This is a genomic window from Pseudundibacterium arcticum (genome assembly GCF_042646465.1).
In the GTDB taxonomy this organism is placed as follows: domain Bacteria; phylum Pseudomonadota; class Gammaproteobacteria; order Burkholderiales; family Burkholderiaceae_D; genus Undibacterium_A; species Undibacterium_A arcticum.
The window spans coordinates 1-23,320 of record NZ_JBHRTP010000022.1; the positions used below are offsets into that span (position 1 = coordinate 1).

Genomic DNA, 23,320 nt, shown 5'->3' on the forward strand with positions numbered 1-23,320 from the left:
TGTAGCGCATATTCGGCAACTTTCGACTGGCTGGTCAAAAGGCGCGAATGCTACCGCATCTGGCCCTTCAACCGAATAATCAAAGTTGCACTTCGTGTCTGAATCCGCGGCGGATTTAAAAATACTGTCGCCAGTATATTCAGCACCCACACTTCGCCGCAGTTGATGCGCGCTCAGTTGTCTTTCAGTCCAGGCAGTTTTCCCAGCCATTTGGTGGCGGCGCGGGTATTCGCCTTAAGCGCGTAATCGAGGCTGGCAACCTGTTCCTCGACCGCTTCCTTCAGCATGCTGCCCGGACTGGCCGGCGGTATTTGCAGGTAGGCATCGGCTTCGCCGTAATCGCGCTGGATCTGCATGCCGGCCTTCTTCGCGATATGCATCATGGTCTGATTCGACGACAGGCAATGCATGTAGAGCGTGTCGACGTCGGCATTGCGGCAATGGATCGCCGCGCGCTCGAACAGCTTGCTGCCGACACCCAGGCCGCGCGCGCTGGCCGATACCGAGACGCCGAATTCGGCGACCTTGTCCTTGGTGGTGGCGACGCTCAGGTCCGGCCGCTCATCGCGCGCAGCGAATGCCAGATGACCGACCCCAACCAGCTTGAACTTGCTGTTGTAGACGCCGAACACGGTATCGTGCGCAAAGTCGATCTTCTGCACATACGTCGTGATGATCTCGTCCGGCAGCACCGAACCAAACCGCAGCAGCCGGTCGTCCTGGTCGAGCGCAAGAAAATGGTTCAGCATCCGCCGGCGATCGCGCTCAGCCAGTTCCTTGACCCGCACCGACGGTATGCTGCGCGCCTCGGCAAGGGTCGCGTCAAGCGGGGTGTCATCCTTCTGGTTTGGATCGTTGGGGTTCATCTGCAGTCCTTCTGGTAGCTGGACGATGGGACGGAGGTGGCGCTTTTTGTGCGCCGCACCATTGCATTGTAGTCCCTGGTCGGGTTTCTCGCCGAGGCAGTCCGCAGCGCAGGAATAGTCGATGGTAATCAGCACCGTCGGCAACACGCCGGGCGGCTGTCGGCGTTGCGGAATCGACGCGAAAAATGCACCGAGCCAGGACAAATTTTGCCCGATTTGAGCGCCAATAGCGTGCGATTGAGCAAAAATCGGTGAGATATCGTCCGTTCGGCGCATTTTGCGGCCGATGCTCCGGGGGCGCCGAGCCGCAAGTCCGACCGCCTGCTAGGTCGCCTCGCTCCAGTTCGCATCGGCACTGAACCGATAGCAGCGCTTGCCGTCCTGCTTGGCCTGGTACATCGCGTGGTCTGCCTGGTTCAGCAGCTCATCGGGCGTGACACGGATGCTGGCGCGACCCAATGCGCTGCTGATGCCGATGCTGGCCGAAATCGCAATCGGGTGGCCGTCGATCTGGGTGATGCTCTCGATTTCAGTGAGCGTCTCTTCCGCAACCCGCAATGCACCGTCGCGGGTGCGGACCTCCTCCAGCAGGATCACGAATTCGTCGCCACCGAGTCGGGCCAGCCAATCCTCCTGCCGCATATGGCGCTGCACCCGCTGTGCGACTTCCTGCAACACCAGATCGCCGCAAGCGTGGCCATAGGTATCGTTGACCGCCTTGAAGCCGTCCAGATCGAAGAACATCACGACTACCACGCTGGCACGGCGCTCGGCGCGCTGCAATGCATGCGCCAGCAGGTCCATCAGTTGGCGTCGGTTGATCAGGCCGGTCAGCGCATCGCGCGTGGCCAGCTGCTTCATCTGTGCCGATTGTTGTTCCAGCGCGGCGGTGCGTTCGGCGACGCGCCGTTCCAGTGTCTCGTTGGATGCCTGCAGGCGTTTGTTGACCTGCGCGATCACCTGATAGCTTTTCACCAGGCGCAGGCCGAGATACAGCAACAGCACCAGCAACACACCGGCGTAGGCGAACAGGTAGCTGCGATAGCGCTGCTTGTCGTCGAGTGCCTGGGTGAACACCTGGTCCAGCGCGCTGCTGAGCGCATTTACGCTGACCACGGTCGGCGCGGCAGCGATGTTGGCGATCAGCTGGTCTTCGACAATGCGCTGGCTGAGGATGGTGCGCGCATGCCGCAGCACCTGCTCCAGCCGCAGTCGGACATCGGGCGGATAGGCCGTCTGATAGCGTTCGATCTCGTCGATCGCGGCGATGGTCTGCTCGCCCAGCGCCTGATCCGGCGTCAGATTGAAGCGGAAGATCACGGTCAGCAGATTATTGACCTTGTTGCCCAGCGCGTCGAGCAACTGGCCCTCCAGCGGCGAGCCGGTGGCCGCGGTCTTGACCAGCAGCGCCTGAAACTGTGCAATCGCGCCGGGAAAGTTGATGATCGCGTCTTTCAGCGTTGCATCTTGTGCCAGGAACTGCCCGACCAGCAGCTGCTTGAGCCCGAAGCTGACCTTCAGTTGCTGCAGCGCCTGCTGCAGCAGCGCTGACTGTTTGGTGTAGGACGCCTGGCCCAGATCCTGTTCCAGGCTCTGTAGAGGGTTCAGCGGCAGTTTCAGCTTGGCGTAGTCGGCACTGGTGCCGAGGCGCGCGCGCAGGAGGTTGACATCCAATTCGGCGTCGAACTGGCGCAACTGGCGGATATCCTTTTCAATCTGATTTTGCAGATCGACATCGAGCGCCTGCGTCTTGCTATACAGAAATGCCAGCATCAGCATTGCTGCCGGCATCAGCACCGCCACCAGCACAAGGCGCAAGCGCTGGATCGTCACGGCGCCATTCCAGTCACGGCGGCCACCCGTGCCGCGTGGATCGCCTCGGCAATCCGTTGCGGTTGGCCCGGATACCGCTGCGCAGCCTGTGCGGCGATCGCACCGGCATCGACCTGTTGCGCCGCGGCCAAGGCGCGCTGCAAATGCGCCGCCTGCGGGAAAGGGCGTGCGGCAAATTCGGCAATCCCGGCGCCGACACCGCGACCGTGGAAATCGCATTCGGCCGCGGCCAGCATGTCGGCAAAACGCTGCGGCTTGCGGAACGCATCGCAACGCTCGAACAGCGTGACGATGGTATCGGCGCGCAATTCCAGTGCGCGCCCGACGTTGCCATGTTCGCGTGCCGTCATGAGCGCCAGCTCGCGGCAGTCGCCCGGTATGCGCAGGCGCTGGCACAGCGCATCGACCAGTTTCACGCCGTCGCCTTCATGCCCGTGATGCTTGGGCCATTCGGCTGGCGGCGTCGCGCCCTTCCCCAGATCATGCAGCAATGCCGCGAAGCGCACCGGCAGCGGGTGCTGCTGCCGGGCCGCATAATTGACCACCAGCATCACGTGCACACCGGTATCGATTTCCGGATGATGCGCGGCCGGTTGCGGCACGCCCCACAGTGCACCGAGTTCGGGCAGGATTCGCGCCAGCGCGCCGCAATCGCGCAGCACGGCAAACATGCGCGACGGCGTCGCCTCCATCAGACCGCGTGCCAGTTCCTGCCAGACCCGCTCCGGCACCAGCGCGTCGACTTCACCGTTGGCCACCATCTGCTGCATCAAGGCATTGGTTTCGGGCGCCACCGTAAATTCGGCAAAGCGCGCGGCAAACCGTGCCACCCGCAGTATCCGCACCGGGTCCTCGGCGAACGCGGCCGACACATGGCGCAACACGCGGGCCTGCAAATCGGCCTGACCGCCGAACGGATCGACGATCGGCGCGTCCGCCACCTCCTGGCCATCGGCGTCCTGCAAGCGTGCCATCGCATTGATGGTCAGATCGCGCCGGATCAGATCCTGCTCCAGCGTCACCTCCGGCGCCGTGTGAAATACAAAGCCCTTGTAGCCCGGCGCGGTCTTACGCTCGGTGCGTGCCAGCGCGTATTCCTCGTGCGTGCGCGGATGCAGGAAGACCGGAAAATCCTTGCCGACCGGCGTGAAGCCGCGCGCCACCATCTGGTCGGGGGTGGCGCCCACCACGACATGGTCGCGGTCCTGTACCGGCAAGCCGAGCAGCGCGTCACGAATCGCGCCGCCGACGGTATAAATCTTCATCAATGGATTAGCTTGTCAACAACGGCAGATAATTATTCCAGCTCGGCGTCATGCTCGGGCGCGACTTCAGTCTCGGCCAGCGCCTCCTGCAACCACTGCGCCACCGCCGGGTGGGCGCTGACGCGATCGGCATAGGCTTGCAAGGCCGGTGCCAGCGTCACCGCATAGATCCGGAAGCGCATCACGACCGGGGCGAAGTAGGCATCGGCGATCGAGAATTCGCCGAACAGGAATCGATGATGGCCAAAGCGGGCCAGACAATCCTCCCAGATCTCGCTGATGCGCCCGATGTCGGCTTGCGCGCCAGGCGTTCGCCCCTTGCCCGGCAGGCTCATCCGCAAACTCATCGACATGTCCGAGCGCAGTGCGGCAAAACCGGAGTGCATCTCGGCACAGACACTGCGCGCGATCGCGCGCGCCGCCACGTCCCGCGGCCACATGTTTTTCTCCGGAAACTGTTCGGCCAGGTACTCGCAGATCGCCAGCGAATCCCAGATCGTGAGGTCACCGGCGAGCAGCACCGGCACCCGCCCGGCAGACGAATATTCGGCGATCCGCGTGGCAGTGTCGGGCCGGTCGAACAGGATGCGGATTTCTTCAAACGGTATGCCGAATGCCCGCATGGCGACCCATGCCCGCATCGACCATGACGAGTAATTCTTGTTGGCGATAACCAATTTCAGGCCGGTTTTGTTGGCATCCTTGAGCGTCTCGGACAGGGTCTGGTCTAGTTCCGTGGTCTGCATTGCATCCTTTCTAGGGATTTGTTGGTAGTTTGATTAACGTTTGGCATTACGCCGATAGGCATCCAGTCGGCCACTCTGATCGCGCCCCGCCAGATAATGTGGAGCGACTGCCTCCAGCGCGGCGGGCTGGATGTCGAGTTCGGCTGCGATCGGGCCACTGGCGACATTATCGCAGCGCATCGAGTCCAAATTGTCGCGCGTCATCAGCGGCTCGCCCGGCGCATGCTCAAGCAGCCATGCCTGCCAGCGCGCCAACGTACTGGGCAGAGCGATCACCGGGCGCGCATGGCCCGAGTACTGTCCGGCCAGCTGCACCAGTTTGCGCAGGGTATACACCTTGGGTCCGGCCAGCTCATACACCTGACCGATGGTCCTGGGGTTATCCAGCGCATGGACGTAGGCGCGGGCCACATCCTCGACATGAATCGGCTGAAATTTTGCGTCCGCCGCACCGAGCGGGATCACCGGAAACCATTTTTGCATCGCCGCGAACATATTCAGAAAATGGTCCTCGGCCCCGAACACCACCGACGGCCGGAACACGGTGGTCTTCACTTCGGGCCGGGAAAAGGCCGCGGTCTCGCCATCGGCCTTGGAGCGCAGGTACATCGAAGCGGCCGTGAGCGACGCCCCCAGCGCGCTCATGTGCAAATAACGCGTGACCCCGGTGGCGGCACAAGCCGCGACAATTTTCGTCGGCAGCGCGACATGGGCAGCCGCAAAGTCCGGACCGTAGGGCACGCCCGGCCTGGAATGCAGAATCCCGACCAGGTTAATGACGGCATCAACGTCCTGCATCAATTGATGCAGCGCTGCGGCATCGTGTACATCGGCCTGGACCAGATCGACCGTGGGCAGCTCCAGCAGGTGCCTGGCGCGTTCATAGTGACGGGTCGGCACCACGATGCTAACCCCCGCCGCCGCCAGTTGCGCGACGATGTGGCTGCCGATGAATCCGGTGCCACCGATGACCAGGACCATACGGTATGTCATTTTCGCGCCCTCCACATCGATTGATACAGGTCAAGGCAATTCGCTGGCGACAAACCCCTTCGGTGTTACGGTTCCCAACCGCGCCTTCAGCGATTGCGGTTGGTGCTCGAACAGCGCGGCATAGTAGGTCGCGTTCGACAGCACGTTTTTCACATAGCCGCGGGTCTCGGCGAACGGGATGGTCTCCGCGAAGATCGCGCCCTCGACCGGTCCGCTCAAGCTCGCGCGCCAGGCGCGGGAACGGCCCGGGCCGGCGTTGTAGGCGGCGGTGGCCAGTGCCTGCGAGCCGTCCAGGTCGTCCAGCACCATGCTCAGGTAATTGGTGCCGAGCAGGATGTTGGTATTGATCTCGTTAACCCGGTCGCGGCTGTAGTCGCCGAAGCCGATTTTCTTCGCGACATAACTGGCCGTCGCCGGCATGATCTGCATCAGGCCGGACGCGCCGACTTGCGAGCGGGCATTGTTGATGAAGCGCGATTCCTGCCGGATCAGACCGTAGACCCAGGCCATGTCGAGCCCGAGTTTTTGCGTCATCTCCTGCATGATGTCTCTGTGCGGGGTCGGAAAGCGCTGGCTGAAATCGACTTCGGTCTTGGTGCGCTCCGAGGTGCTCACCATCCGGTCCAGCACATTGTTCTGGCGCGCGAATTCAGCCGCCGCCAGATGTTCGCGCTCGCTCATGCCGCGCAATTCCCAGTTCCATTCGCGGGTGCCTTCGAAGCGCAGGTTCATCGCAAAGAATTTGAGCGCGCGCTGGAAGCCGGTGTTGGTTGCCATCGGTGCGATTTCGTCCGCAGTCAACGGCAACGGCGCATTCGGCACCGTGATCTGCTGGCCCAGCTCTTCCAGCGCCAGCTGGCCGTAGAAATTGGTCTGGTCGGCGATCGATGTGAATTGCTGTTGTGCCAGCTCCTGGCTGGCGGCCGAGGTCCGGTCCTGTTGCAATGCGCGGCCGTGCCAATAGACCCAGGCCGGATCCTGGCGCAAGCCTTCCGGCATCGCGTCGATGCCGCCCTGCACCAGCTTCCAGTCGCCGGCGCGCAGCGCGTTGCGCACCCGCCACTGATAGCCGTGCAGCGACAGCGTCGCGCCTTGCGCCCGGCGCCAGTAGTCGCGTGCTTCCGGCGCCAGATTATACGAAGCCTGCAACGCGATCTGGGCCCAGCCCTGCGCCTGCTCCTGCGCAGTCAGCCGGTCAGCCACACTCGATAGTGCATCGGCGGCCTGCGGCGGACTGTTTCGCGCGACCCGGCCCAGTGCCAACAGATATATCTCATGCGCGGTACGACCGGCGCCAAGGCCGCGCGCCACCGTGATGGCGGAAAAGTCGAGCGCCTGCGACAGCTGACGATCGGTGGCGTCGGTATTGGCAGCAATGCGGCGCGCCACGCCGGGCGCATTGATTTCCACTGCCAGCCGCACCTGCGCCCACACGTCGTCGGCCTTGAATTGACCGTTTTGGGTCAGCAAGGTGATCAACGCGATGCAGCCGTCGCCATAGTCCTTCGGCGCCACCAGCAACGCGCGCGCGTCGGCATCCACAGTCCGGCCCTGGACCGCCTTCGACATCAGCGCATAACATTTGAGCTGGGTGTCGTCGTTCAGCGCGAACAACGGATATTGCTCGTCGAAGCCCGCCCAGTCGCGCTGCCGGCCCAGCTCCAGCAGCCAGTCGTTGCGCAAACGGTCGGCGATCGCGCTGCCGGCATAACGCGTCAGGAATTGCCGGATCTCGTCTTCCGATGCGGTCTTGATACGCGGCTTCAGCCGATAATAGTCAATGTAGGACGGGATGGCATAATCGGGCAGACGACCAGCCAGTTCGGCGGTCTTGTCGGCATCATCGCGGCGCGCGGCGTCGCGCAGTGCCATGAATACATCGTCGTCGTTGGCGAAGAAGCTGGCGTCTGGCTTTTGCGCCTGCGCCTGCGGCAGCACCATCAGTGCGGGGATGCCAGCCACCAACAGGCTGGCGATCCATTTTTTCGGGAACATCGCGACTCTCAATCCGAACGAATTTGATATAACAAAGAACACAACAAAAAAAGCTTATTCCATTTCTAAATCAAATGTGAACGCGGCGGAGGCTCGCAGACATTACGTTTAGTAAGGCAAGAGCTGACAACAAAGTGCACGTTTGACTTGGAAATGGAATTACGCACATGAGTCTTGAACCAAGCATAGCACGCGATCCGGCTGCGCTCACGCCGGAAAACGGGCTCGATAAAACGGCATTGCGGCGCAGCCTGCTGGCGCTGCGGCGCGGCATCCACGATCAGCAGCGCCGTGAATGGGACGCCGCATTGTGCGACCAGGTGTTGTTCTGGCTGGACCTGCAGCAGGTCGCCTCACTCGGGATTTACTGGCCGATGGCGGGCGAACCGGATCTGCGTGCGCTGTATGCAACGCTGGCGGCACGCGGCATGCCGCTGGCGTTGCCCAGGGTCACTGCGTCGGATGCGCCGCTGCAGTTCGCGCAGTGGGCGCCGCACCACGAATTGGTCAAGGATACGATGGGCGTCTCGAACCACGCCGAGCCGCAACTGGTCGAGCGTCCGGCGGCGCTGCTAATTCCTTGCGTCGGCTTCAATGCCGGGCGCTATCGGCTCGGCTATGGCGGCGGCTACTACGACCGCACGCTGGCGGCCACGCCGCGGCCGCAGACGGTCGGCATCGCCTACCGCTGCCTGGCCGCCGAGTTCGCCGCCGCGCCGCATGATGTGGCGCTCGATGCGATCGTCACCGAAGCCGGCTTGCTCTGACATTTACGCGCCCACCACCAGTCTATTCAATGTTCCCGCCAATTATTTGCGGATAATGGCAGGACTATGGTGGAGTATATATTGCGTCAGGGCCGCGATTACCGCACCAGGCGGCGCCAGATTTCGCTGGTCGCGGCGGCCTGGTTCAGGCTATAGAAATGCAGCCCAGGCGCGCCGCCGGCCAGCAAACGCTCGCACATCGCGCTCACCACATCCAGCCCGAAGGCCTTGATCGACGCGCTGTCGTCGCCGAAGCTGAGCAGCTTCAGACGCACCCAGCGCGGAATCTCGGCGCCGCACATCTCGGAAAAACGCATGATCTGGCTGCTGTTGGTGATCGGCATCACCCCGGCCACAATCGGCGCCGTCACGCCCGCCCTTCGTGCGGCGTCCACAAACTGGAAATACGCGTCGGCGTTGTAAAAATACTGGGTGATCGCGGCATCGGCGCCGGCCTGCATCTTGCGCACGAAATTCTGCAAGTCGTCTTGCGGCGAGCGCGCCTGCGGATGCACTTCGGGGTAGGCCGCCACTTCGATCCGGAACCAGTCGCCGGTCTCGGCGCGGATGAATTCGACCAGCTCATTAGCGTAACGAAATTCGCCGGACGCACCATAGCCGCTCGGCAAATCGCCACGCAATGCCACCAGCCGCTTGATGCCGTGCGATTGGTACTGCTCCAGAACCGCGCGGATCGAGTCGCGCGAGCCGCCGACACAGGACAGGTGCGGCGCGGCGTCATGCCCTTCGCGCCGGATCTCGAGCACGGTGTCGAGCGTACCTTGCTGCGTGCTGCCGCCGGCGCCGAAGGTGACTGAAAAATACGTCGGCTGCAACTCGGCCAGTTTGGCGCGGGTGACACGCAGCTTCTCGGCGCCTTCCGGCGTCTTGGGCGGGAAAAATTCTATGCTGAAATTATGCGGGTTCATTGTTTTTCAATAATAGGGCAGACAGCGACCACGAGATCACGCCATACAGCAATGCGCCGCCAACGGCCGACCAGAAACCGGCGACATGAAAGCCGTCGATCAGATTGACCACCATCCAGAACAGCAAGCCGTTGATGATGACGATGAACAAACCGAGCGTCAGCAACGTCACCGGCAAGGTCAAGAGCACCACCACCGGACGGATGATGGTGTTGACGAAGCCGAGCACCAGCGCAACGATCAGCGCGGTGACGAAACTGTCGATCGCCACGGAATGCATCAGGTAGGGCAGCGCCAGTAAGGCGACGGCGTTGATCAGCCAAGTGGCGAGCAGGCGCATGGGGATCTCCGTTTTCTTGATTGAATTTTCGTTAAACAAATAACGTAAAACGACGCCTTGAAGCTCCTTCCCCTTCAAGGGGAAGGTTGGGATGGGGATGGGTGCCTGCAAAAATATCAGGAACTCGCAAGAAACCCATCCCCCTTGCAGGGCGCACACTGGCTTGCAAGCCAGTGTCGTTCCGCAGGCAGGCGACATGTCGCCTGAATTCCCTGCTACACCCCTAGCCCTCCCCTTGAAGGGGAGGGAACTCAGGCCATCAATACCGATAATGATCGGCCTTGTAGGGGCCGTTCTTATTCACCCCGATATACGCAGCCTGCTCGTCGGTCAACTCGCTCAGTTGCGCATTGAGTTTCTTCAGTTGCAGACGCGCGACCTTTTCATCCAGATGTTTCGGCAGCGTGTACACGCCAACCGGGTAAGCCGCAGTATTGGCATACAACTCGATCTGGGCGATGGTCTGGTTGGCGAACGACGAGCTCATCACATACGACGGATGACCGGTGCCGCAACCGAGATTGACCAGCCGGCCTTCGGCCAGCAGGATGATGCGCTTGCCGTCGGGGAAAATCACGTGATCGACTTGCGGCTTGATGTTTTCCCACGGGTATTGCTTGAGTGCCGCGACGTCGATTTCATTGTCGAAGTGGCCGATGTTGCAGACGATCGCCTGATCCTTCATGCGGCGCATGTGGTCGTGTGTCAGGATGTGATAATTGCCGGTGCAGGTCACGAAGATGTCGCCGCGTTCGGCCGCGTAATCCATCGTCACCACGCGATAGCCTTCCATCGCCGCCTGCAGTGCGCAGATCGGGTCGATCTCGGTGACCCAGACCTGCGCCGACAGTGCGCGCATGGCCTGCGCCGAACCCTTGCCGACATCGCCGTAACCGGCGATCACCGCGACCTTGCCTGCGATCATCACGTCGGTCGCGCGCTTGATGCCATCGACCAGCGATTCACGGCAGCCGTACAGGTTGTCGAACTTGGACTTGGTGACCGAATCGTTGACGTTGATCGCCGGGAACGCCAGCTTGCCTTCCTTGTGCATCTGGTACAGACGATGCACGCCGGTGGTGGTTTCCTCGGTCACGCCCTTGATTTGCGCCAGGCGGGTCGAGTACCACTTCGGCGCACCGGCCAGCTTGTTCTTGATCGCATTGAACAGGCACACCGCCTCTTCCGAATCGGGATGCTCGAGCACGCTGGCATCCTGCTCGGCGCGCGCGCCCAGATGCAGCAGCAGCGTGGCGTCGCCGCCGTCGTCGAGGATCATGTTGGCCTGCTGCGTGTGGGCGTCGCCCGGCCACTCGAAGATGCGATGCGTGAAGTCCCAGTACTCGTCGAGATTCTCGCCCTTGAACGCAAACACCGGCGTGCCGCCAGCGGCAATCGCGGCGGCGGCGTGGTCTTGCGTGGAATAAATGTTGCACGAGGCCCAGCGCACCTGCGCGCCGAGCGCTTTCAGGGTCTGGATCAGCACCGCGGTCTGGATCGTCATGTGCAGCGAGCCGGTAATGCGCGCGCCCTGCAACGGCTGTGCCGCCGCGAACTCTTCGCGGATCGCCATCAGGCCCGGCATTTCAGTTTCGGCGATGCGGATTTCCTTGTCGCCCCAGGCGGCCAGACTGATGTCGGCCACGTGGTAATCGTGCGTATCGTGCAACTCGGAATGATGGATTTTTGCTGCGCTAGCTTGAGATACGACGGCGTTCATCACGCCCTCCTTTCGTTAGAAAAAAAGTAACGTGAGCGCCGTTGCGGAAATGCGGTCCAAGCCTGGCGCGGCTGTGCCGCGCTGCATCGCTCCTTGGGGGTGAAATTATACCGTAGATATGGGCGAATTTGTCTTGCTGGTATCCCACGATAGACAGAACCACTGGTGCCTTGCCCGCCAACATCGCCAGCGAACAGGAGCCGCAGGTGAGGTGGGTCGCGGTGCGGTTGCCATCGGCACAACAGCACTGCCCGACGGCGGCTCAATAATGGCGGCACAAAAAAACGCGCTCATCCTGCGATGAGCGCGTTTTTCATGGGTCTGGCCGGTAGTCGTTACAGCCCGGCGCTGGCACGCAGCGCTGCGGCCTTGTCGGTGCGTTCCCAGGTAAATTCCGGCTCTTCGCGGCCGAAATGACCGTAGGCGGCGGTCTTTTGATAAATCGGCCGCAGCAGGTCGAGCATCTGCACGATGCCTTTCGGACGCAGGTCGAAATGTTCCTGTACCAGCGCCGCGATCTGCAGGTCCGAAATGACGCCGGTGCCTTCGGTGTAGACCGTGATATTGATCGGCTTGGCGACGCCGATCGCGTAACTGACCTGGATCTGGCACTGGCGCGCCAGACCGGCGGCGACGATGTTTTTGGCGACGTAGCGCGCCGCATAGGCAGCCGAGCGGTCGACCTTGGACGGATCCTTGCCGGAAAACGCGCCGCCGCCGTGCGGGCAGGCGCCGCCATAGGTGTCGACGATAATCTTACGGCCGGTTAGGCCGCAATCGCCCTGCGGGCCGCCGACCACGAAGCGGCCGGTCGGGTTCACCAGATAGCGCGTGTTGACCAGCCATTCGCGCGGTAGCACCGCCTTGATGATTTCTTCGATCACGGCTTCCTCGATCGCCTTGTGCTCCATCTCCGGCGCGTGCTGGGTCGACAACACCACGGTGTCGACCGCGACCGGGCGACCGTCGACGTAGCGCAAGGTGACCTGCGATTTGGCGTCCGGGCGCAGCCACGGCAGGCGGCCGTCCTTGCGCAGTTGCGACTGGCGCTCGACCAGCCGGTGTGCGTAGTAGATCGCGGCCGGCATCAGTTCCGGCGTCTCGTCGCAGGCATAGCCGAACATCAGGCCCTGATCGCCGGCGCCCTGATCGAGGTCGAGGCCCTTGCCTTCATCGACGCCCTGCGCGATGTCCGGCGACTGCTTGTCATAGCCGACCAGCACCGCGCAACCGCGATAGTCGATGCCGAAATCGGTGTTGTCGTAGCCGATGCGCTTGATCGTTTCGCGCGCAACCTGGATGTAATCGACATTGGCGTGCGTGGTCACTTCACCGGCCAGCACCACCAGACCGGTGTTGCACAGGGTTTCGGCGGCGACGCGGGCGGTCGGGTCCTGAGTCAGGATGGCATCGAGAATGGCATCGGAAATTTGGTCGGCGACCTTGTCCGGATGGCCCTCCGACACCGACTCAGAGGTAAATAGATAATCATTTGACATTGCAAACTCCATAACAAGTTGGTGACGCGTTAGTGACACTGTCGCAGCCAACCGAATGAGCCTGCGACGCTTTAGCGAAATTTGTATTCCGCCTCGCAAGTTGTCTATTAACTCGGCGGATAAATCTGGCGCAGCGGACTCATTGCCCTGCTCCAATGTGCTATTTTACGCCTCTTGCAGTTTTGTGTCCTTGCGCGTCCTCAACGCTATCGATTCCTCGTTAGGCCGGTCTTCCCTATGCTTGTCACCCTGTTTCGCCTGCTGTCGACCCTGCCGTTATCCGTGCTGCACGCGCTCGGCAGCGCGCTCGGCTGGCTGGTATACCTGGCTTCGCCGTCCTACCGGCGGCGGTTGCGCGACAACCTGGGCCGCGCCGGCTACGCGCAGCATCTGCCGACGGCAATCCGCGAATCGGGCAAGAACATCCTCGAACTGACCTTCGTCTGGTGCGCTCCGCCGCAGCGGGTACTAAGCAGCGCCCGCATCGAAAACTGGGAACTGGCGCAGGCCGCGCTCGATGCCAAACGCGGTGTCATCTTCCTGACGCCGCACCTGGGCTGCTTTGAAATCATCGCACAAGCGATCGCCGCGCAAACCCGATTGACCGCGCTGTACCGGCCGCCGCGCAAGGCAGCGCTGAAACCCCTGATCGAAGGCGCACGGGCGCGGCGCAATCTGCTGCTGGCGCCGGCCAATCTGTCCGGTGTGCGCAGCCTGCTCAAGGCGCTGAAAAAGGGCGAGGCGATCGGCCTGCTGCCGGACCAGGTGCCGCAGCATGGCGAAGGCGTGTGGGCCGATTTCTTCGGCAAACCGGCCTACACCATGACGCTGTCGGCCAAACTGCAGCAGATGACCGGTGCCCCGATCATCCTGTCGTATGCCGAGCGGCTGCCGCACGGCGCAGGCTTTGTGATCCGCTTTGCGCCATTCGGCGAAGTGCTGGGCGACAGCGCCGAACAGCAGGCGCGCGCGATCAATCTGGCGATGGAAAAACTGATCGCACGCTGTCCGGCGCAGTACCTGTGGAGCTACAACCGCTACAAGACCCCGAGCGGCGTCGCCGCCGCCGCGGAACCGAACGCAGCGGGCACAGCGCCTGATCCGCATTCGCAACAGGAGCCCCGATGAGACTGTTACTGGCCCTGATGTGGCTGCTGCACTGGTTGCCGCTGCCGCTGCTGGGACGCGTCGGCGAAGCGGTCGGCAGCCTGCTGTTCGCGCTCGTGCCGGCGCGCCGTCATATCACGCTGACCAATCTGCGGCTATGCCTGCCGGACCTGTCCGACGCACAGCGCAGCGCCATTGCGAAGCAGCATTTCCAGGCCTATGCGCGCAGCGTGCTGGAGCGCGGCATCCTGTGGTGGGCGCCGGAGGCGCGGCTGCGCCGGCTGATCCAGGTCGAGCCGGCCTTCCCGTTCGAACAGATCGCCGCCGGCCCGACCATCCTGCTGTGCCCGCATTTCGTCAGCCTCGACGTCGGCGGCATGGCGGTCGCGCTCGAGGTGGCAGGCTGCTCGATTTACGCCAGCCAGAAGAGCAAGGTGTTCGACGCCGCGCTGCGCCGCGGCCGTTCGCGCTTTCATCCGAGTAAGCTGTTCTCGCGCGCCGAAGGCGTGAAACCGATCATCCGCGCGCTACGCAGCGGCCTGCCGTTCTTCATGCTGCCCGATATGGACTTCGGCGAGAAGGATGCGGAATTCATTCCGTTCTTCGGTACGCCGGCCGCTACCTTGACCGCGCCGGCGCGCATCGCCGCCGCCACCGGTGCCAAGGTGATCCCGGTGATCGCGACTTTCCTGCCCAATTATCAGGGCTGGAAGGTACGGTTCTATCCGGCATGGGAAAACTATCCGGGCGACGATATGGTCGCCGCGACGCGCCAAATGAATGCCTTCATCGAAGCGCGCGTGCTGGAGGCACCGTCCGAATATTTCTGGGCCCACAAGCGCTTCAAGACGCGTCCGCCGGGCGTGCCGAGCGTGTACGAGCATGAAGGCCCGGCGACGCTGCCGCTGCAGTCTTGAGGCCAAAATGCTGGCTCCGCAGCCGCCCCGGCACCTAAAATATACTGGTAGATGTATATTTAAACGCCGCAGATAACATCAGCGGCTCAACCGGTATTTTGAGGCATACTCCCCACAAATTCTACTGCCGCGGAATTGTTCAGCGCGCAGCTAGCATTGATCTAGCAATCCCAACAAGCCGTTCGTCCTGAGTAGCCCATCGGGCGTATCGAAGGCTTCGATACGCTCCCTTCGATACGCTTCGCTACTCAGGGCGAACGGACCTACTCAGGGCGAACGGATTTGCTCAAGATGACCGGACTTTTGTGTGCCAATCATTCAACCCTTCACTGCAGGCTAAATAGTTACACTGACGCAGCAACATCGGGCCCGCAGTTACGGACATCACGCGCCGACCCTTATAATCGCCATATGAAACTCAAATTCACCAAAATGCACGGCGCCGGCAATGACTTCGTGGTCATCGACGCGATCAACCAGCATATCGATTTCAGCCCTGCGCAGTGGCAGCAGCTGGCCGACCGCCGCTTCGGCGTCGGCGCCGACCAGATGCTGGTGGTCGAACCGTCGAACACGCCCGGCGTCGATTTCCGCTACCGGATCTACAACGCCGACGGCGGCGAGGTCGAGCAGTGCGGCAACGGCGCACGCGCGTTTGTGCGCTTCGTCACCGACAAAAAGCTGACCGCCAAGACCTGTATCCGGGTCGAGACCATGGCCGGCCTGATCGAACCGCGGCTTGAAGCCGACGGCAATGTGACGGTGGACATGGGCGCACCGGTGCTGAACCCGGCCGAGGTGCCGTTCGATGCCGCCGGCCTGCAGGCCCGGGCCGAGGGCGACGACACGCTGTGGCCGCTTGATCTTGCGCTTGAAATTGAATACGCGCTGGCGCAGCCGAGTCTGCCGAAAGCGGCGGCGCAGCACAAAACCGTGCTGGTGTCGGTGGTGTCAATGGGTAATCCGCATGCGGTGCAGCAGGTCGCCGACGCCGAGCGCGCGCCGGTCGCGGTCGACGGACCGCTGATCGAACACCATCCGCGCTTTCCGCGCCGCGTCAATGCCGGGTTCATGCAAGTGGTCGACCGGCATAGGATCAAGCTGCGGGTCTATGAGCGCGGCGCCGGCGAAACGCTGGCCTGCGGCACCGGCGCCTGCGCGGCGGTGGTGGCCGGAATCCGGCGCGGCCTGCTGGCGTCGCCGGTTCGGGTCGAGACCCGCGGTGGCCAGCTGTCGATCGCATGGGCCGGTGTCGGCCAGCCGGTACTGATGACAGGCCCGGCGGTCAGCGTGTTTGAAGGTGAAATCGAGATCTGATCGCGCGCAACCTGTGGATGCGCTGCGGGCGAGGGCCTAACCCCAGGCCGCTGCCAGCTGCTCGTCCTGTTCCGCCTCGGCTGGATCGGCCTGATCAGCGCTGGGCAGCAGGCTCTTCAAGCGGTACAGCCGTTGCCGGTAATTGCCTTCCGGTCCGTTGACGCCGCAATCGACATCCTCGAACAAGCGTGTGATGCGGTCCAGCACCTGCCGCTCCTGGCCGGTTTCGAGCAAAATCAGGTAGCGCTTGCTGCGACCGTAATTGGCCCGAATATCGACCAGCAGGCAATGTCCCTGGTCTGCGCTATTCAAATCCAGTAGCAGGGCCTCGGCGCGCGACAGGCCGAACAGTGCGGCCAGTTCGATGCGCGCCGCCACGAACGGATGGCTGTTGATCTGGTCGCGCGTCAACTGGCGCAACGCCTGTTCGGCCCACGCGGCGGGGCGGGCCCGCAGCGCGATTTTTTCCAGCAGTGCAACCGCGTCGGTGCTACCCTGCGCCGCCGCCTTTTGCAGCCAGTACACCGCACGCACATCGTTGGCCTCGCCGCCCTGGGTGCGCCGGGTGCGCCAGGCGCTGGCGCCGCATTCCAGCTGCGCCGTGCCATGGCCCATTTCGGCGGCGCGCTCCAGGTGGGTTTGCGCCATTGCGACACTGCGCTGCGAAAATTCCGGTTTCAAATAAATGCGCGACAACGCATACCAGGCATCCGCCAGACCCTGTTCGCCGGCCAGGGTCAACCAGCGGATCGCCTTCTTGAAATTGGCCGATGCGCCGGACCCGGACGCGATCCGAATACCGTCGGCATCCATTCTGGCAAACCACAGCCCCAGCGCGAGTTGCGCGCTCTTGTCCTCTTCCTGCGCGGCGATTTCCCAGAAACGGTGCACCTCGGCCGGATCGACCGGCTCGACCGGCTCGCCGTCACCGGTCAGCGTCAGGATCTGGGCGCAGCGCGACAGCAATTTGACGTCTTCGTCAGTTAAATAGCGGGTGGCGAGTTTGGGCGCATCGGCCCCATGCATCTGAAACTGGCCGCGATACACCACCTGGCGTGCCAGCGGCAGCGCCCAACGCAGAAAACCGGCGTGATCGCCGATTTCCCATGCATGGTCGGCCATCGCGCGCTGGGCCTGCAGCACGCCGCCGTCGGCCGCGCGCACCGCCCATTCCAGCGTCGCCTCTTGATCTGCGGCAGCGATTGTCGCCTCGGGCGTCACCCCTTGCGCCGACGGCTCCTCGGGCGACGGCTGTTCGCCAGCGTTGTAAATCGTGGTCAGATCGGCAGCGGTGTGTTGCGCCAACAGCCATTGCGCATCGGCCAGGCCGGCATGGGCGGCCGCCTGCAGCGCCTTGAGCGCCTTGTCACGCAGCGCGTGCTCCACCACCTGCTGGTCCTGCGCCAGCACCAGCCGGGACAACACCAGTCCCGCTTCCGGCACGCCGGCATCAAAAGCGCGTTCGTACCAAATACATAACGCGACCGGATCGGCGCTTTGCTGCGCCACAGCAAACGGGATATGGCTGCCGATCAACATCCAGGCTTCCTGGCATTCCTGACGCGCGGCCCGATCCAACCAATGCAGCGCCGTCGGAACGCTGTGCGGCAGGCCTTCGCCGCCGAACAGATAACGTTTTCCGAGCGCCAGTTGCGACGTCACCTGACCGCCGCGGGCACCACGAATGATTGCCAGTTCCTCACGATTTGCCATAGCTGATTGTGTTCTTGTTAAGACCCTGTGAAGACAAAAGTATGAGACGTTAGTTCAACCTTATTTGAAAAATGTGGAAATTTAATTTAGAAGAGTCGCTTTGTTACAACAAGAGGACTCACACTATCAACACATTGTTAAAAGACGGTTACTGATACACCAGGTATTTTTGCCCTGCACAAAAATCGCCGCCAGAATTGGCTAAAAGTCTTATTTTTCGCCGCATTAGTTATCAGGATGCCAAAGATAAATAGACAAGCATCTACACCAAACGTGCCAACTTCCCAACATTTCCATGATTGTCGCGTTACAAAAATACAACATAGATATCCCGTTTTTGCAGTTTCGACCAAATCACAGCGACATAGTCGACCAATCCACTGAAGACTTGTCGTCCAGCCATTAATGTTCACTCATCCGATTGTTTAGCACGACCGACATTTACGGATTTTCACAGATTTCACTTAAAGGACTATCAAATGAAAAAATCCCTACTCGCACTTGCAGTTCTCGGCGCATTCGCTGGTGTTGCTCAAGCACAATCACAAGTTACCATCTACGGCGCGCTGGATCTGGCCGTGTCCAAGACCACCGGTTCCACCACTTCGATGGTGAACGGCGACAACAACAAGCTCGGCTTCAAGGGTTCGGAAGATCTGGGCGGCGGCTTGTCTGCAACGTTCCAGGCTGAAATCCGCATGGATTCCGACACCGGCAACACCGAAGGCGGCGGTACACGTCCATTGTTCCAAGGTCAAACCCGCGTCGGTCTGGCTGGTGCGTTCGGTCAAGTTCGTCTGGGCCGTGGCCTGACAGCAGTGCAAGATGCCGACGGTGCCTACGATCCATGGGGCGCAACCCGCAATCGCGGCACCTTCGTTCCTACGATCATGGACGCTGGCTATGGTTCCGATCCGCTGAACCCAGCTAACGGCTCACAAAACCGTTTCAGCAACGCGCTGTTCTATAACAGCCCGGTCATGGGCGGCTTCCAAGGTAACGTCACCGTGGCAACCAAAGAAACCGGCACGTTGGCAGTTGGCGGCGTACCTTTTGGCGCGACAAACGTCCCATACTCGCTGGCCGGCACCTACAACAACGGCCCGATCTCGGCAATGCTGGGTTATGAGCGTAACGCAGTCGGCGACAAGTACGCCCAAATCGCTGGTTCGTACAATGTTGGCGTAGCGAACCTGATGGCATCGTATGCTCAGACCAAGTTCGGCACCACCGGCCTGTCGTTTGATCATGCCAACGCGTTCACACCTGCTACCGCAACTACCGGAGCATCGGGCATCGCTGTAGCGCCTAACGCAAAAACCAAAGCTTGGCTGGTCGGCGCGAACATCGTTGCCGGCCCAGGCAATGTCCTGGTCGGCTACGGTCAGAAGAAGGGTGATTCCGGCCTAGTACAAGCTGGTACCATCAAGCAAGCTTCGCTCGGTTACGAGTACAAGCTGTCGAAGCGTACCTTCGTGTACACCGACTACGTGAATGCGCGTCAATCGGGTACACAAACGAAGAACACAATCGACGTCGGCATCCATCACAACTTCTAAGCAATACGGGCTGATTTGATAAGCAGCCGGCGCAGAAAGCGCGCCGGCCCATCAGAGCAGACCTGATTGCCTGGCAGCATAGACGGGCGTACATGAGCAATCATGTACGCCCGTTTTTTATTGGCTGCGAATTGTTGATGCGGCTGGTCTTGCAGTTTTGTTGCCGCTTTCGTGTTGGTGCTTGGGTTGCTCCCCGCTTGATCTTCACCTGCCGTACCGGAGTCGAATTTTCGGTTTATGCCGCTCTGCGACCAGCGCGGTTTCTGTCGACCGCCAGCGCCGACTCTCCAGCCACCGCCGTGGTCACTGTCACCGCAGCCATTTCCCCCTGTTGTTTTTTGAACGAACGGTCGAAATGAGTGGCCCGTCATCTATACAAGCTGCTTGAACAATGGCATTATTTATTCAAATAAAAGAACGTGCGTTCTATTTGTTTTTATAAAAAAACCTGAGGAGATGTAATGAAAATAAAATTATTGGCAACATTGATTGGCGCGTGTTTTGCGGCACCGGTATTGGCACAGTCCAATATCACGATCTACGGTATCGCCGACGCCGGCATTCAGGTGTCACGCAACGGCGGCAACAGCAGCAACACTAAACTGGTCAGCGGCATCGCCGACGGCTCGCGTCTCGGCTTCAAGGGCCTGGAAGACCTGGGCGACGGTTACAAGGCCATTTTCACGCTGGAATCGCGCATCGAGCTCGATACCGGTCGCCAGCAAGCCGGCAATATCAGCGACAACCAGGGCTTTGCACTGACCAAGGGCATGAATTTCCCGGGACCGGCACCCCTTGCCGCCGGCGCATTGGGCGCGGCGCGCTCGGCAACGCAACCGGCGATCAACGTCAATACCAGCAACGCCCTCTTCGATCGCACCGCGATGGTTGGCCTGGTCACACCGGTCGGCGCCATTCTTGCCGGCCGTCAGTACACGCCGGCCTATGAAGTGTTCGCCGCGGCCGACGCCTTTGAAACCGGCACCGCCGGCACTTGGGGCGGCGTCACACTCGGCGCTGGCGGCTTGCTGACTGCCAACGTCGCGATCCGCTCCGACAAGGCACTGCAATACCGCATCCAGTTGCCGAACGGCATCGGCGCCGCGGTGATGTACGGCTTCAAGAATTCCGGCTATATCGGGCTCGACGACAAATTCTATGCCGCCAACCTGCGCTACAAGGCCAATGGCTTTGATGTCGGCGCCGGCTACAACCACGGTACCGACCAGAATGGCAACCGGGGCCTGGTCACGTCCATCATCGGCGGCTCGTACACGACGGGCGCCATGAAGTTCTTCGCCGGGGTTGAGAAGGCGCAGAACGACAACTCGGTGCTGATCCCGGTCTTCAACGCCGCCTGGGATACCCAGATTGCGCCGGCCCTGATCGCCGCCGGCGGTGGTAGTCCTGCAGTCACCGGCCTGGTCAGAGGCCCGTACACGTCGATCTTCAAGACCAACCTGGCTAACAACTTCAAGCTCGATGCGATCAGCTATCAGCTCGGCATGCATTACACGATCGGCAGCGGCCGCCTGATGGGCTCGATCGCCCGCCAGAACGACCGCACCGCGAACAATAACGATGCGACCCAGTATGCGATCGGCTACGACTACAATCTGTCGAAGCGTACCGACATCTACACGGTGCTGGCGTATATCAAGAACCAGAACGAGGCTCAGTACGCACCGGGCGCGGCTAGCGCGCCGGGAGGCTTCACTGGGGAGCGGGGGCAAGCCGGCAAGGCGCTGCAACTGGGTATGCGTCACCGGTTCTGAAGCTGACGGCGGAATCGCCGCAACGGCAGCGGCCGCTGCGGCGCGATTCCCGGCATGGTTATCGAACCTGCCAATTTGGCGCCCCGCGGGGCGCCTTTTTTATTGATCGCAGGGACCGGTGCAGCCGTCTTGCTCGGTTAGAATTGGGGCTAACCGCCGGCAATCACATCGTGCCGCCCCACCATTTTCCTGACTTTCAACACAACCACATGACCACTGCTCTGGACTCCGCAACCGTCGCCCAATATCTGGCCGAAAATCCGCTTTTTTTCCAGGAGCACGCCGGCCTGCTGGCGCAAGTCCAGCTCAGCAGTCCGCTGATGGGTCGCGCGGTGTCGCTGCAGGAGCGCCAGATGGAAGTGATGCGCGAAAAATACAAGGCGCTCGAATTACGAATGGCCGAGTTGCTGCACATGGCGCAGGACAATGACGCGATCACGCACAAGCTGCACCTGTGGACCCGCGCGCTGCTGCTGGCGCGCAACGATGTCGATCTGCCATATACCCTGATCGACGGTTTGCGCACCATCTTCGACGTTCCCCAGGTGACGCTGCGGATGTGGCGCGTGGCCCCCGACTATTCGCATACCTGGTTCGTGCAGGATGTGTCCGACGATACCCGGCTGTTTGCCAATGGCCTGGTGGCGCCGTATTGCGGCACCAACAACGATTTTGAGGCGGTGCGCTGGCTCGATGGCGCCGATCAGGTGCGCTCAACGGCGATCCTGCCGCTGCGCGTCGACGGTGCATCCGACGCGTTCGGCCTGCTGATCCTCGGCTCGCCCGACCCACAGCGCTTCACGGCGGCGATGGCGACCGATTTCCTCGGCCATATCGGCGACACCAGCAGTGCGGCCTTGGCCTGCCTGCTCGATTAGACGACCCATGGCGTCGACGTGAGCGAGCAGAGCGGCGACAGCGCCCACCCCCACGCGGACGATAGCGGCCGGCCGCCGTTGCCTAATGCGTTGATCGATGCTTACCTCGATCAGCTCGTCACGCAACGCCAGCTGTCGCCGCATACGATCGACGGTTACCGACGCGACCTGGCGCAGTTGTCCGCACTGGCGGCAGCGGCATCCGGGTCCGACTTGCCGCTGCTGACGCACTTTCAGATTCGCAAGTTCACTGCCAAATTGCATGGGCAGGGACTCAATCCGCGCTCGATCGCCCGTAAGCTGTCGGCCTGGCGCGGCTTCTTCGGCTGGTTGGCGGCGCATGGCGAATTGCTGGCCAGCCCGCTGGCGTCCAACCCGGTGGCTGGCGTGAAGGCGCCGAAACGCGCCAAGACCTTGCCCAAGGCGCTGTCGGCCGACGACGCCGTGCGGCTGGTATCGCACCACCGCTCCGGCGTCGACGCCGCGTCCCTGAGCGCGAGCGCGCCGGATCAGTTGTGCAATCGCGCGATGTTCGAACTGCTGTATTCGAGTGGACTGCGAGTGTCGGAGCTGGTCGGACTCGATGTGCGTCACACGCAGCAGGCCGGTTATGCCTCGCTCGGCTGGCTCAAGCTCGATCAACACGAAGTCACGGTCACCGGCAAGGGCAAGAAGGTGCGCGACGTGCCGGTCGGGCAGCCGGCGCTCGATGCGCTGCGCGCCTGGCTGGCGGTGCGGCCCCAGTTATTGAAAGCCGGCGACGACTGCCCCAACAACGGTGCCGCGCTGTTTGTCAGTGGCCGCGGCAGCCGGATGTCGGCGAGGCTGGTCCAGCTACGGCTGAAAGCACATGCGCAGGCGCTCGGCATTCCGGTCAATGTCCATCCGCACATGTTGCGCCATTCGTTCGCATCGCATGTGCTGCAGTCGTCCGGCGACCTGCGCGCGGTGCAGGAAATGCTCGGCCACAGTTCGATCGCGTCGACGCAGGTCTACACCGCGCTCGACTTCATGCACTTGTCGAAGGTGTACGACGCGGCCCATCCGCGCGCCGGGAAGAAATAAAACCTCCTCCCTGTATTTTTAAGCGACGACCACCGT

The 23,320-nt window shown here is 61.9% G+C and carries 20 protein-coding genes and 1 riboswitch; of the genes, 8 read left to right on the top strand and 12 right to left on the bottom strand.

Annotation, left to right across the window (positions count from 1 at the left end):
* Positions 1 to 173 precede the first annotated feature (173 nt).
* From ACFOFO_RS07620 to ACFOFO_RS07645, 6 genes are all read right to left on the bottom strand, one after another.
* Positions 174 to 866, bottom strand: a complete 693-nt coding sequence (locus ACFOFO_RS07620) for a GNAT family N-acetyltransferase (protein WP_390331320.1) — start codon at positions 864 to 866, stop codon at positions 174 to 176.
* Between the two features lie 324 nt (positions 867 to 1,190).
* Complete coding sequence (locus tag ACFOFO_RS07625) at positions 1,191 to 2,699, bottom strand: diguanylate cyclase domain-containing protein (protein WP_390322119.1); 1,509 nt, start codon at positions 2,697 to 2,699, stop codon at positions 1,191 to 1,193.
* Positions 2,696 to 3,964 carry a multifunctional CCA addition/repair protein gene (locus ACFOFO_RS07630; RefSeq protein WP_390322118.1) on the bottom strand — a complete coding sequence of 423 codons (1,269 nt, stop codon included), beginning with the start codon at positions 3,962 to 3,964 and terminating at the stop codon, positions 2,696 to 2,698. The genes ACFOFO_RS07625 and ACFOFO_RS07630 overlap by 4 nt, the downstream gene beginning before the upstream one ends.
* Positions 3,965 to 3,996: 32 nt before the next feature.
* Complete coding sequence (locus ACFOFO_RS07635) at positions 3,997 to 4,710, bottom strand: glutathione S-transferase family protein (RefSeq protein ID WP_390322117.1); 714 nt, start codon at positions 4,708 to 4,710, stop codon at positions 3,997 to 3,999.
* 33 nt (positions 4,711 to 4,743) lie between these two features.
* Positions 4,744 to 5,703, bottom strand: a complete 960-nt coding sequence (locus ACFOFO_RS07640; protein ID WP_390322116.1) for a complex I NDUFA9 subunit family protein — start codon at positions 5,701 to 5,703, stop codon at positions 4,744 to 4,746.
* A 30-nt stretch (positions 5,704 to 5,733) separates the two neighbouring features.
* On the bottom strand, positions 5,734 to 7,698 hold the full coding sequence (locus ACFOFO_RS07645; RefSeq protein WP_390322114.1) for a lytic transglycosylase domain-containing protein: 1,965 nt from the start codon (positions 7,696 to 7,698) through the stop codon (positions 5,734 to 5,736).
* Positions 7,699 to 7,865: 167 nt separating this feature from the next.
* On the opposite strand from ACFOFO_RS07645, the gene ACFOFO_RS07650 reads away from it, so the two are divergent.
* Positions 7,866 to 8,465: a 5-formyltetrahydrofolate cyclo-ligase gene (locus ACFOFO_RS07650; RefSeq protein ID WP_390322113.1), complete on the top strand. Its 600-nt coding sequence runs from the start codon at positions 7,866 to 7,868 to the stop codon at positions 8,463 to 8,465.
* 98 nt (positions 8,466 to 8,563) lie between these two features.
* Here the strand turns inward: ACFOFO_RS07650 and metF are convergent, their stop codons facing one another.
* The 4 genes from metF to metK form a co-directional block, all read right to left on the bottom strand.
* Complete coding sequence (gene metF, locus ACFOFO_RS07655) at positions 8,564 to 9,394, bottom strand: methylenetetrahydrofolate reductase [NAD(P)H] (protein ID WP_390322112.1); 831 nt, start codon at positions 9,392 to 9,394, stop codon at positions 8,564 to 8,566.
* Complete coding sequence (locus ACFOFO_RS07660; RefSeq protein WP_390331292.1) at positions 9,381 to 9,734, bottom strand: phage holin family protein; 354 nt, start codon at positions 9,732 to 9,734, stop codon at positions 9,381 to 9,383. The genes metF and ACFOFO_RS07660 overlap by 14 nt, the downstream gene beginning before the upstream one ends.
* 259 nt (positions 9,735 to 9,993) lie before the next feature.
* Positions 9,994 to 11,454, bottom strand: coding sequence for an adenosylhomocysteinase (ahcY, locus tag ACFOFO_RS07665; protein ID WP_390322108.1), 1,461 nt, complete (start codon positions 11,452 to 11,454; stop codon positions 9,994 to 9,996).
* Between the two features lie 26 nt (positions 11,455 to 11,480).
* Positions 11,481 to 11,555, bottom strand: a riboswitch (S-adenosyl-L-homocysteine riboswitch).
* A gap of 234 nt (positions 11,556 to 11,789) precedes the next feature.
* Entirely contained in the window at positions 11,790 to 12,953 is a 1,164-nt protein-coding gene (gene metK, locus ACFOFO_RS07670; protein WP_390322107.1) for a methionine adenosyltransferase, read from the bottom strand.
* A gap of 237 nt (positions 12,954 to 13,190) precedes the next feature.
* Between metK and ACFOFO_RS07675 the strand changes: the two genes are divergently transcribed.
* From ACFOFO_RS07675 to dapF, 3 genes are all read left to right on the top strand, one after another.
* On the top strand, positions 13,191 to 14,081 hold the full coding sequence (locus ACFOFO_RS07675; protein WP_390322105.1) for a lysophospholipid acyltransferase family protein: 891 nt from the start codon (positions 13,191 to 13,193) through the stop codon (positions 14,079 to 14,081).
* Complete coding sequence (locus ACFOFO_RS07680; protein WP_390322104.1) at positions 14,078 to 14,977, top strand: LpxL/LpxP family acyltransferase; 900 nt, start codon at positions 14,078 to 14,080, stop codon at positions 14,975 to 14,977. Before ACFOFO_RS07675 ends, ACFOFO_RS07680 begins: the two co-directional genes overlap by 4 nt.
* Positions 14,978 to 15,388: 411 nt before the next feature.
* The gene (gene dapF / locus ACFOFO_RS07685; protein WP_390322103.1) at positions 15,389 to 16,294 is read left to right on the top strand and encodes a diaminopimelate epimerase; all 906 of its coding nucleotides are present in this window, start codon (positions 15,389 to 15,391) and stop codon (positions 16,292 to 16,294) included.
* A 36-nt stretch (positions 16,295 to 16,330) separates the two neighbouring features.
* Here dapF and ACFOFO_RS07690 read toward each other — a convergent pair whose 3' ends face one another.
* Positions 16,331 to 18,007 carry a tetratricopeptide repeat protein gene (locus ACFOFO_RS07690; protein WP_390322102.1) on the bottom strand — a complete coding sequence of 559 codons (1,677 nt, stop codon included), beginning with the start codon at positions 18,005 to 18,007 and terminating at the stop codon, positions 16,331 to 16,333.
* Positions 18,008 to 18,486: 479 nt separating this feature from the next.
* Between ACFOFO_RS07690 and ACFOFO_RS07695 the strand changes: the two genes are divergently transcribed.
* Positions 18,487 to 19,566 (top strand): porin, encoded by a 1,080-nt coding sequence (locus ACFOFO_RS07695; protein WP_390331294.1) that lies wholly within the window; start codon positions 18,487 to 18,489, stop codon positions 19,564 to 19,566.
* On the opposite strand, the gene ACFOFO_RS07700 is transcribed toward ACFOFO_RS07695, so the two are convergent.
* A complete protein-coding gene (locus tag ACFOFO_RS07700; RefSeq protein WP_390322099.1) occupies positions 19,563 to 19,937 on the bottom strand; it encodes a hypothetical protein in 375 nt (124 codons plus the stop codon). The two genes, ACFOFO_RS07695 and ACFOFO_RS07700, sit on opposite strands and share 4 nt — an antisense overlap.
* Positions 19,938 to 20,027: 90 nt before the next feature.
* On the opposite strand from ACFOFO_RS07700, the gene ACFOFO_RS07705 reads away from it, so the two are divergent.
* The 3 genes from ACFOFO_RS07705 (at position 20,028) to ACFOFO_RS07715 (ending at position 23,284) form a co-directional block, all read left to right on the top strand.
* Positions 20,028 to 21,341, top strand: a complete 1,314-nt coding sequence (locus ACFOFO_RS07705; RefSeq protein ID WP_390322098.1) for a porin — start codon at positions 20,028 to 20,030, stop codon at positions 21,339 to 21,341.
* Positions 21,342 to 21,550: 209 nt separating this feature from the next.
* Entirely contained in the window at positions 21,551 to 22,219 is a 669-nt protein-coding gene (locus ACFOFO_RS07710; protein WP_390322097.1) for a DUF484 family protein, read from the top strand.
* A gap of 78 nt (positions 22,220 to 22,297) precedes the next feature.
* Complete coding sequence (locus tag ACFOFO_RS07715) at positions 22,298 to 23,284, top strand: tyrosine recombinase XerC (RefSeq protein ID WP_390327843.1); 987 nt, start codon at positions 22,298 to 22,300, stop codon at positions 23,282 to 23,284.
* The last annotated feature ends 36 nt before the right edge of the window (positions 23,285 to 23,320 follow it).

Coding starts and splice junctions, on each gene's coding strand:
- ACFOFO_RS07700 (WP_390322099.1), bottom strand. CDS start 19,937: ATGACGGGCCACTCATTTCGACCGTTCGTTCAAAAAACAACAGGGGGA.
- ACFOFO_RS07640 (WP_390322116.1), bottom strand. CDS start 5,703: ATGACATACCGTATGGTCCTGGTCATCGGTGGCACCGGATTCATCGGC.
- metK (WP_390322107.1), bottom strand. CDS start 12,953: ATGTCAAATGATTATCTATTTACCTCTGAGTCGGTGTCGGAGGGCCAT.
- ACFOFO_RS07630 (WP_390322118.1), bottom strand. CDS start 3,964: ATGAAGATTTATACCGTCGGCGGCGCGATTCGTGACGCGCTGCTCGGC.
- ACFOFO_RS07695 (WP_390331294.1), top strand. CDS start 18,487: ATGAAAAAATCCCTACTCGCACTTGCAGTTCTCGGCGCATTCGCTGGT.
- ACFOFO_RS07650 (WP_390322113.1), top strand. CDS start 7,866: ATGAGTCTTGAACCAAGCATAGCACGCGATCCGGCTGCGCTCACGCCG.
- ACFOFO_RS07705 (WP_390322098.1), top strand. CDS start 20,028: ATGAAAATAAAATTATTGGCAACATTGATTGGCGCGTGTTTTGCGGCA.
- ACFOFO_RS07635 (WP_390322117.1), bottom strand. CDS start 4,710: ATGCAGACCACGGAACTAGACCAGACCCTGTCCGAGACGCTCAAGGAT.
- dapF (WP_390322103.1), top strand. CDS start 15,389: ATGAAACTCAAATTCACCAAAATGCACGGCGCCGGCAATGACTTCGTG.
- ACFOFO_RS07675 (WP_390322105.1), top strand. CDS start 13,191: ATGCTTGTCACCCTGTTTCGCCTGCTGTCGACCCTGCCGTTATCCGTG.
- ACFOFO_RS07680 (WP_390322104.1), top strand. CDS start 14,078: ATGAGACTGTTACTGGCCCTGATGTGGCTGCTGCACTGGTTGCCGCTG.
- ACFOFO_RS07690 (WP_390322102.1), bottom strand. CDS start 18,007: ATGGCAAATCGTGAGGAACTGGCAATCATTCGTGGTGCCCGCGGCGGT.
- metF (WP_390322112.1), bottom strand. CDS start 9,394: ATGAACCCGCATAATTTCAGCATAGAATTTTTCCCGCCCAAGACGCCG.
- ACFOFO_RS07710 (WP_390322097.1), top strand. CDS start 21,551: ATGACCACTGCTCTGGACTCCGCAACCGTCGCCCAATATCTGGCCGAA.
- ACFOFO_RS07645 (WP_390322114.1), bottom strand. CDS start 7,698: ATGTTCCCGAAAAAATGGATCGCCAGCCTGTTGGTGGCTGGCATCCCC.
- ACFOFO_RS07620 (WP_390331320.1), bottom strand. CDS start 866: ATGAACCCCAACGATCCAAACCAGAAGGATGACACCCCGCTTGACGCG.
- ahcY (WP_390322108.1), bottom strand. CDS start 11,454: ATGAACGCCGTCGTATCTCAAGCTAGCGCAGCAAAAATCCATCATTCC.
- ACFOFO_RS07660 (WP_390331292.1), bottom strand. CDS start 9,734: ATGCGCCTGCTCGCCACTTGGCTGATCAACGCCGTCGCCTTACTGGCG.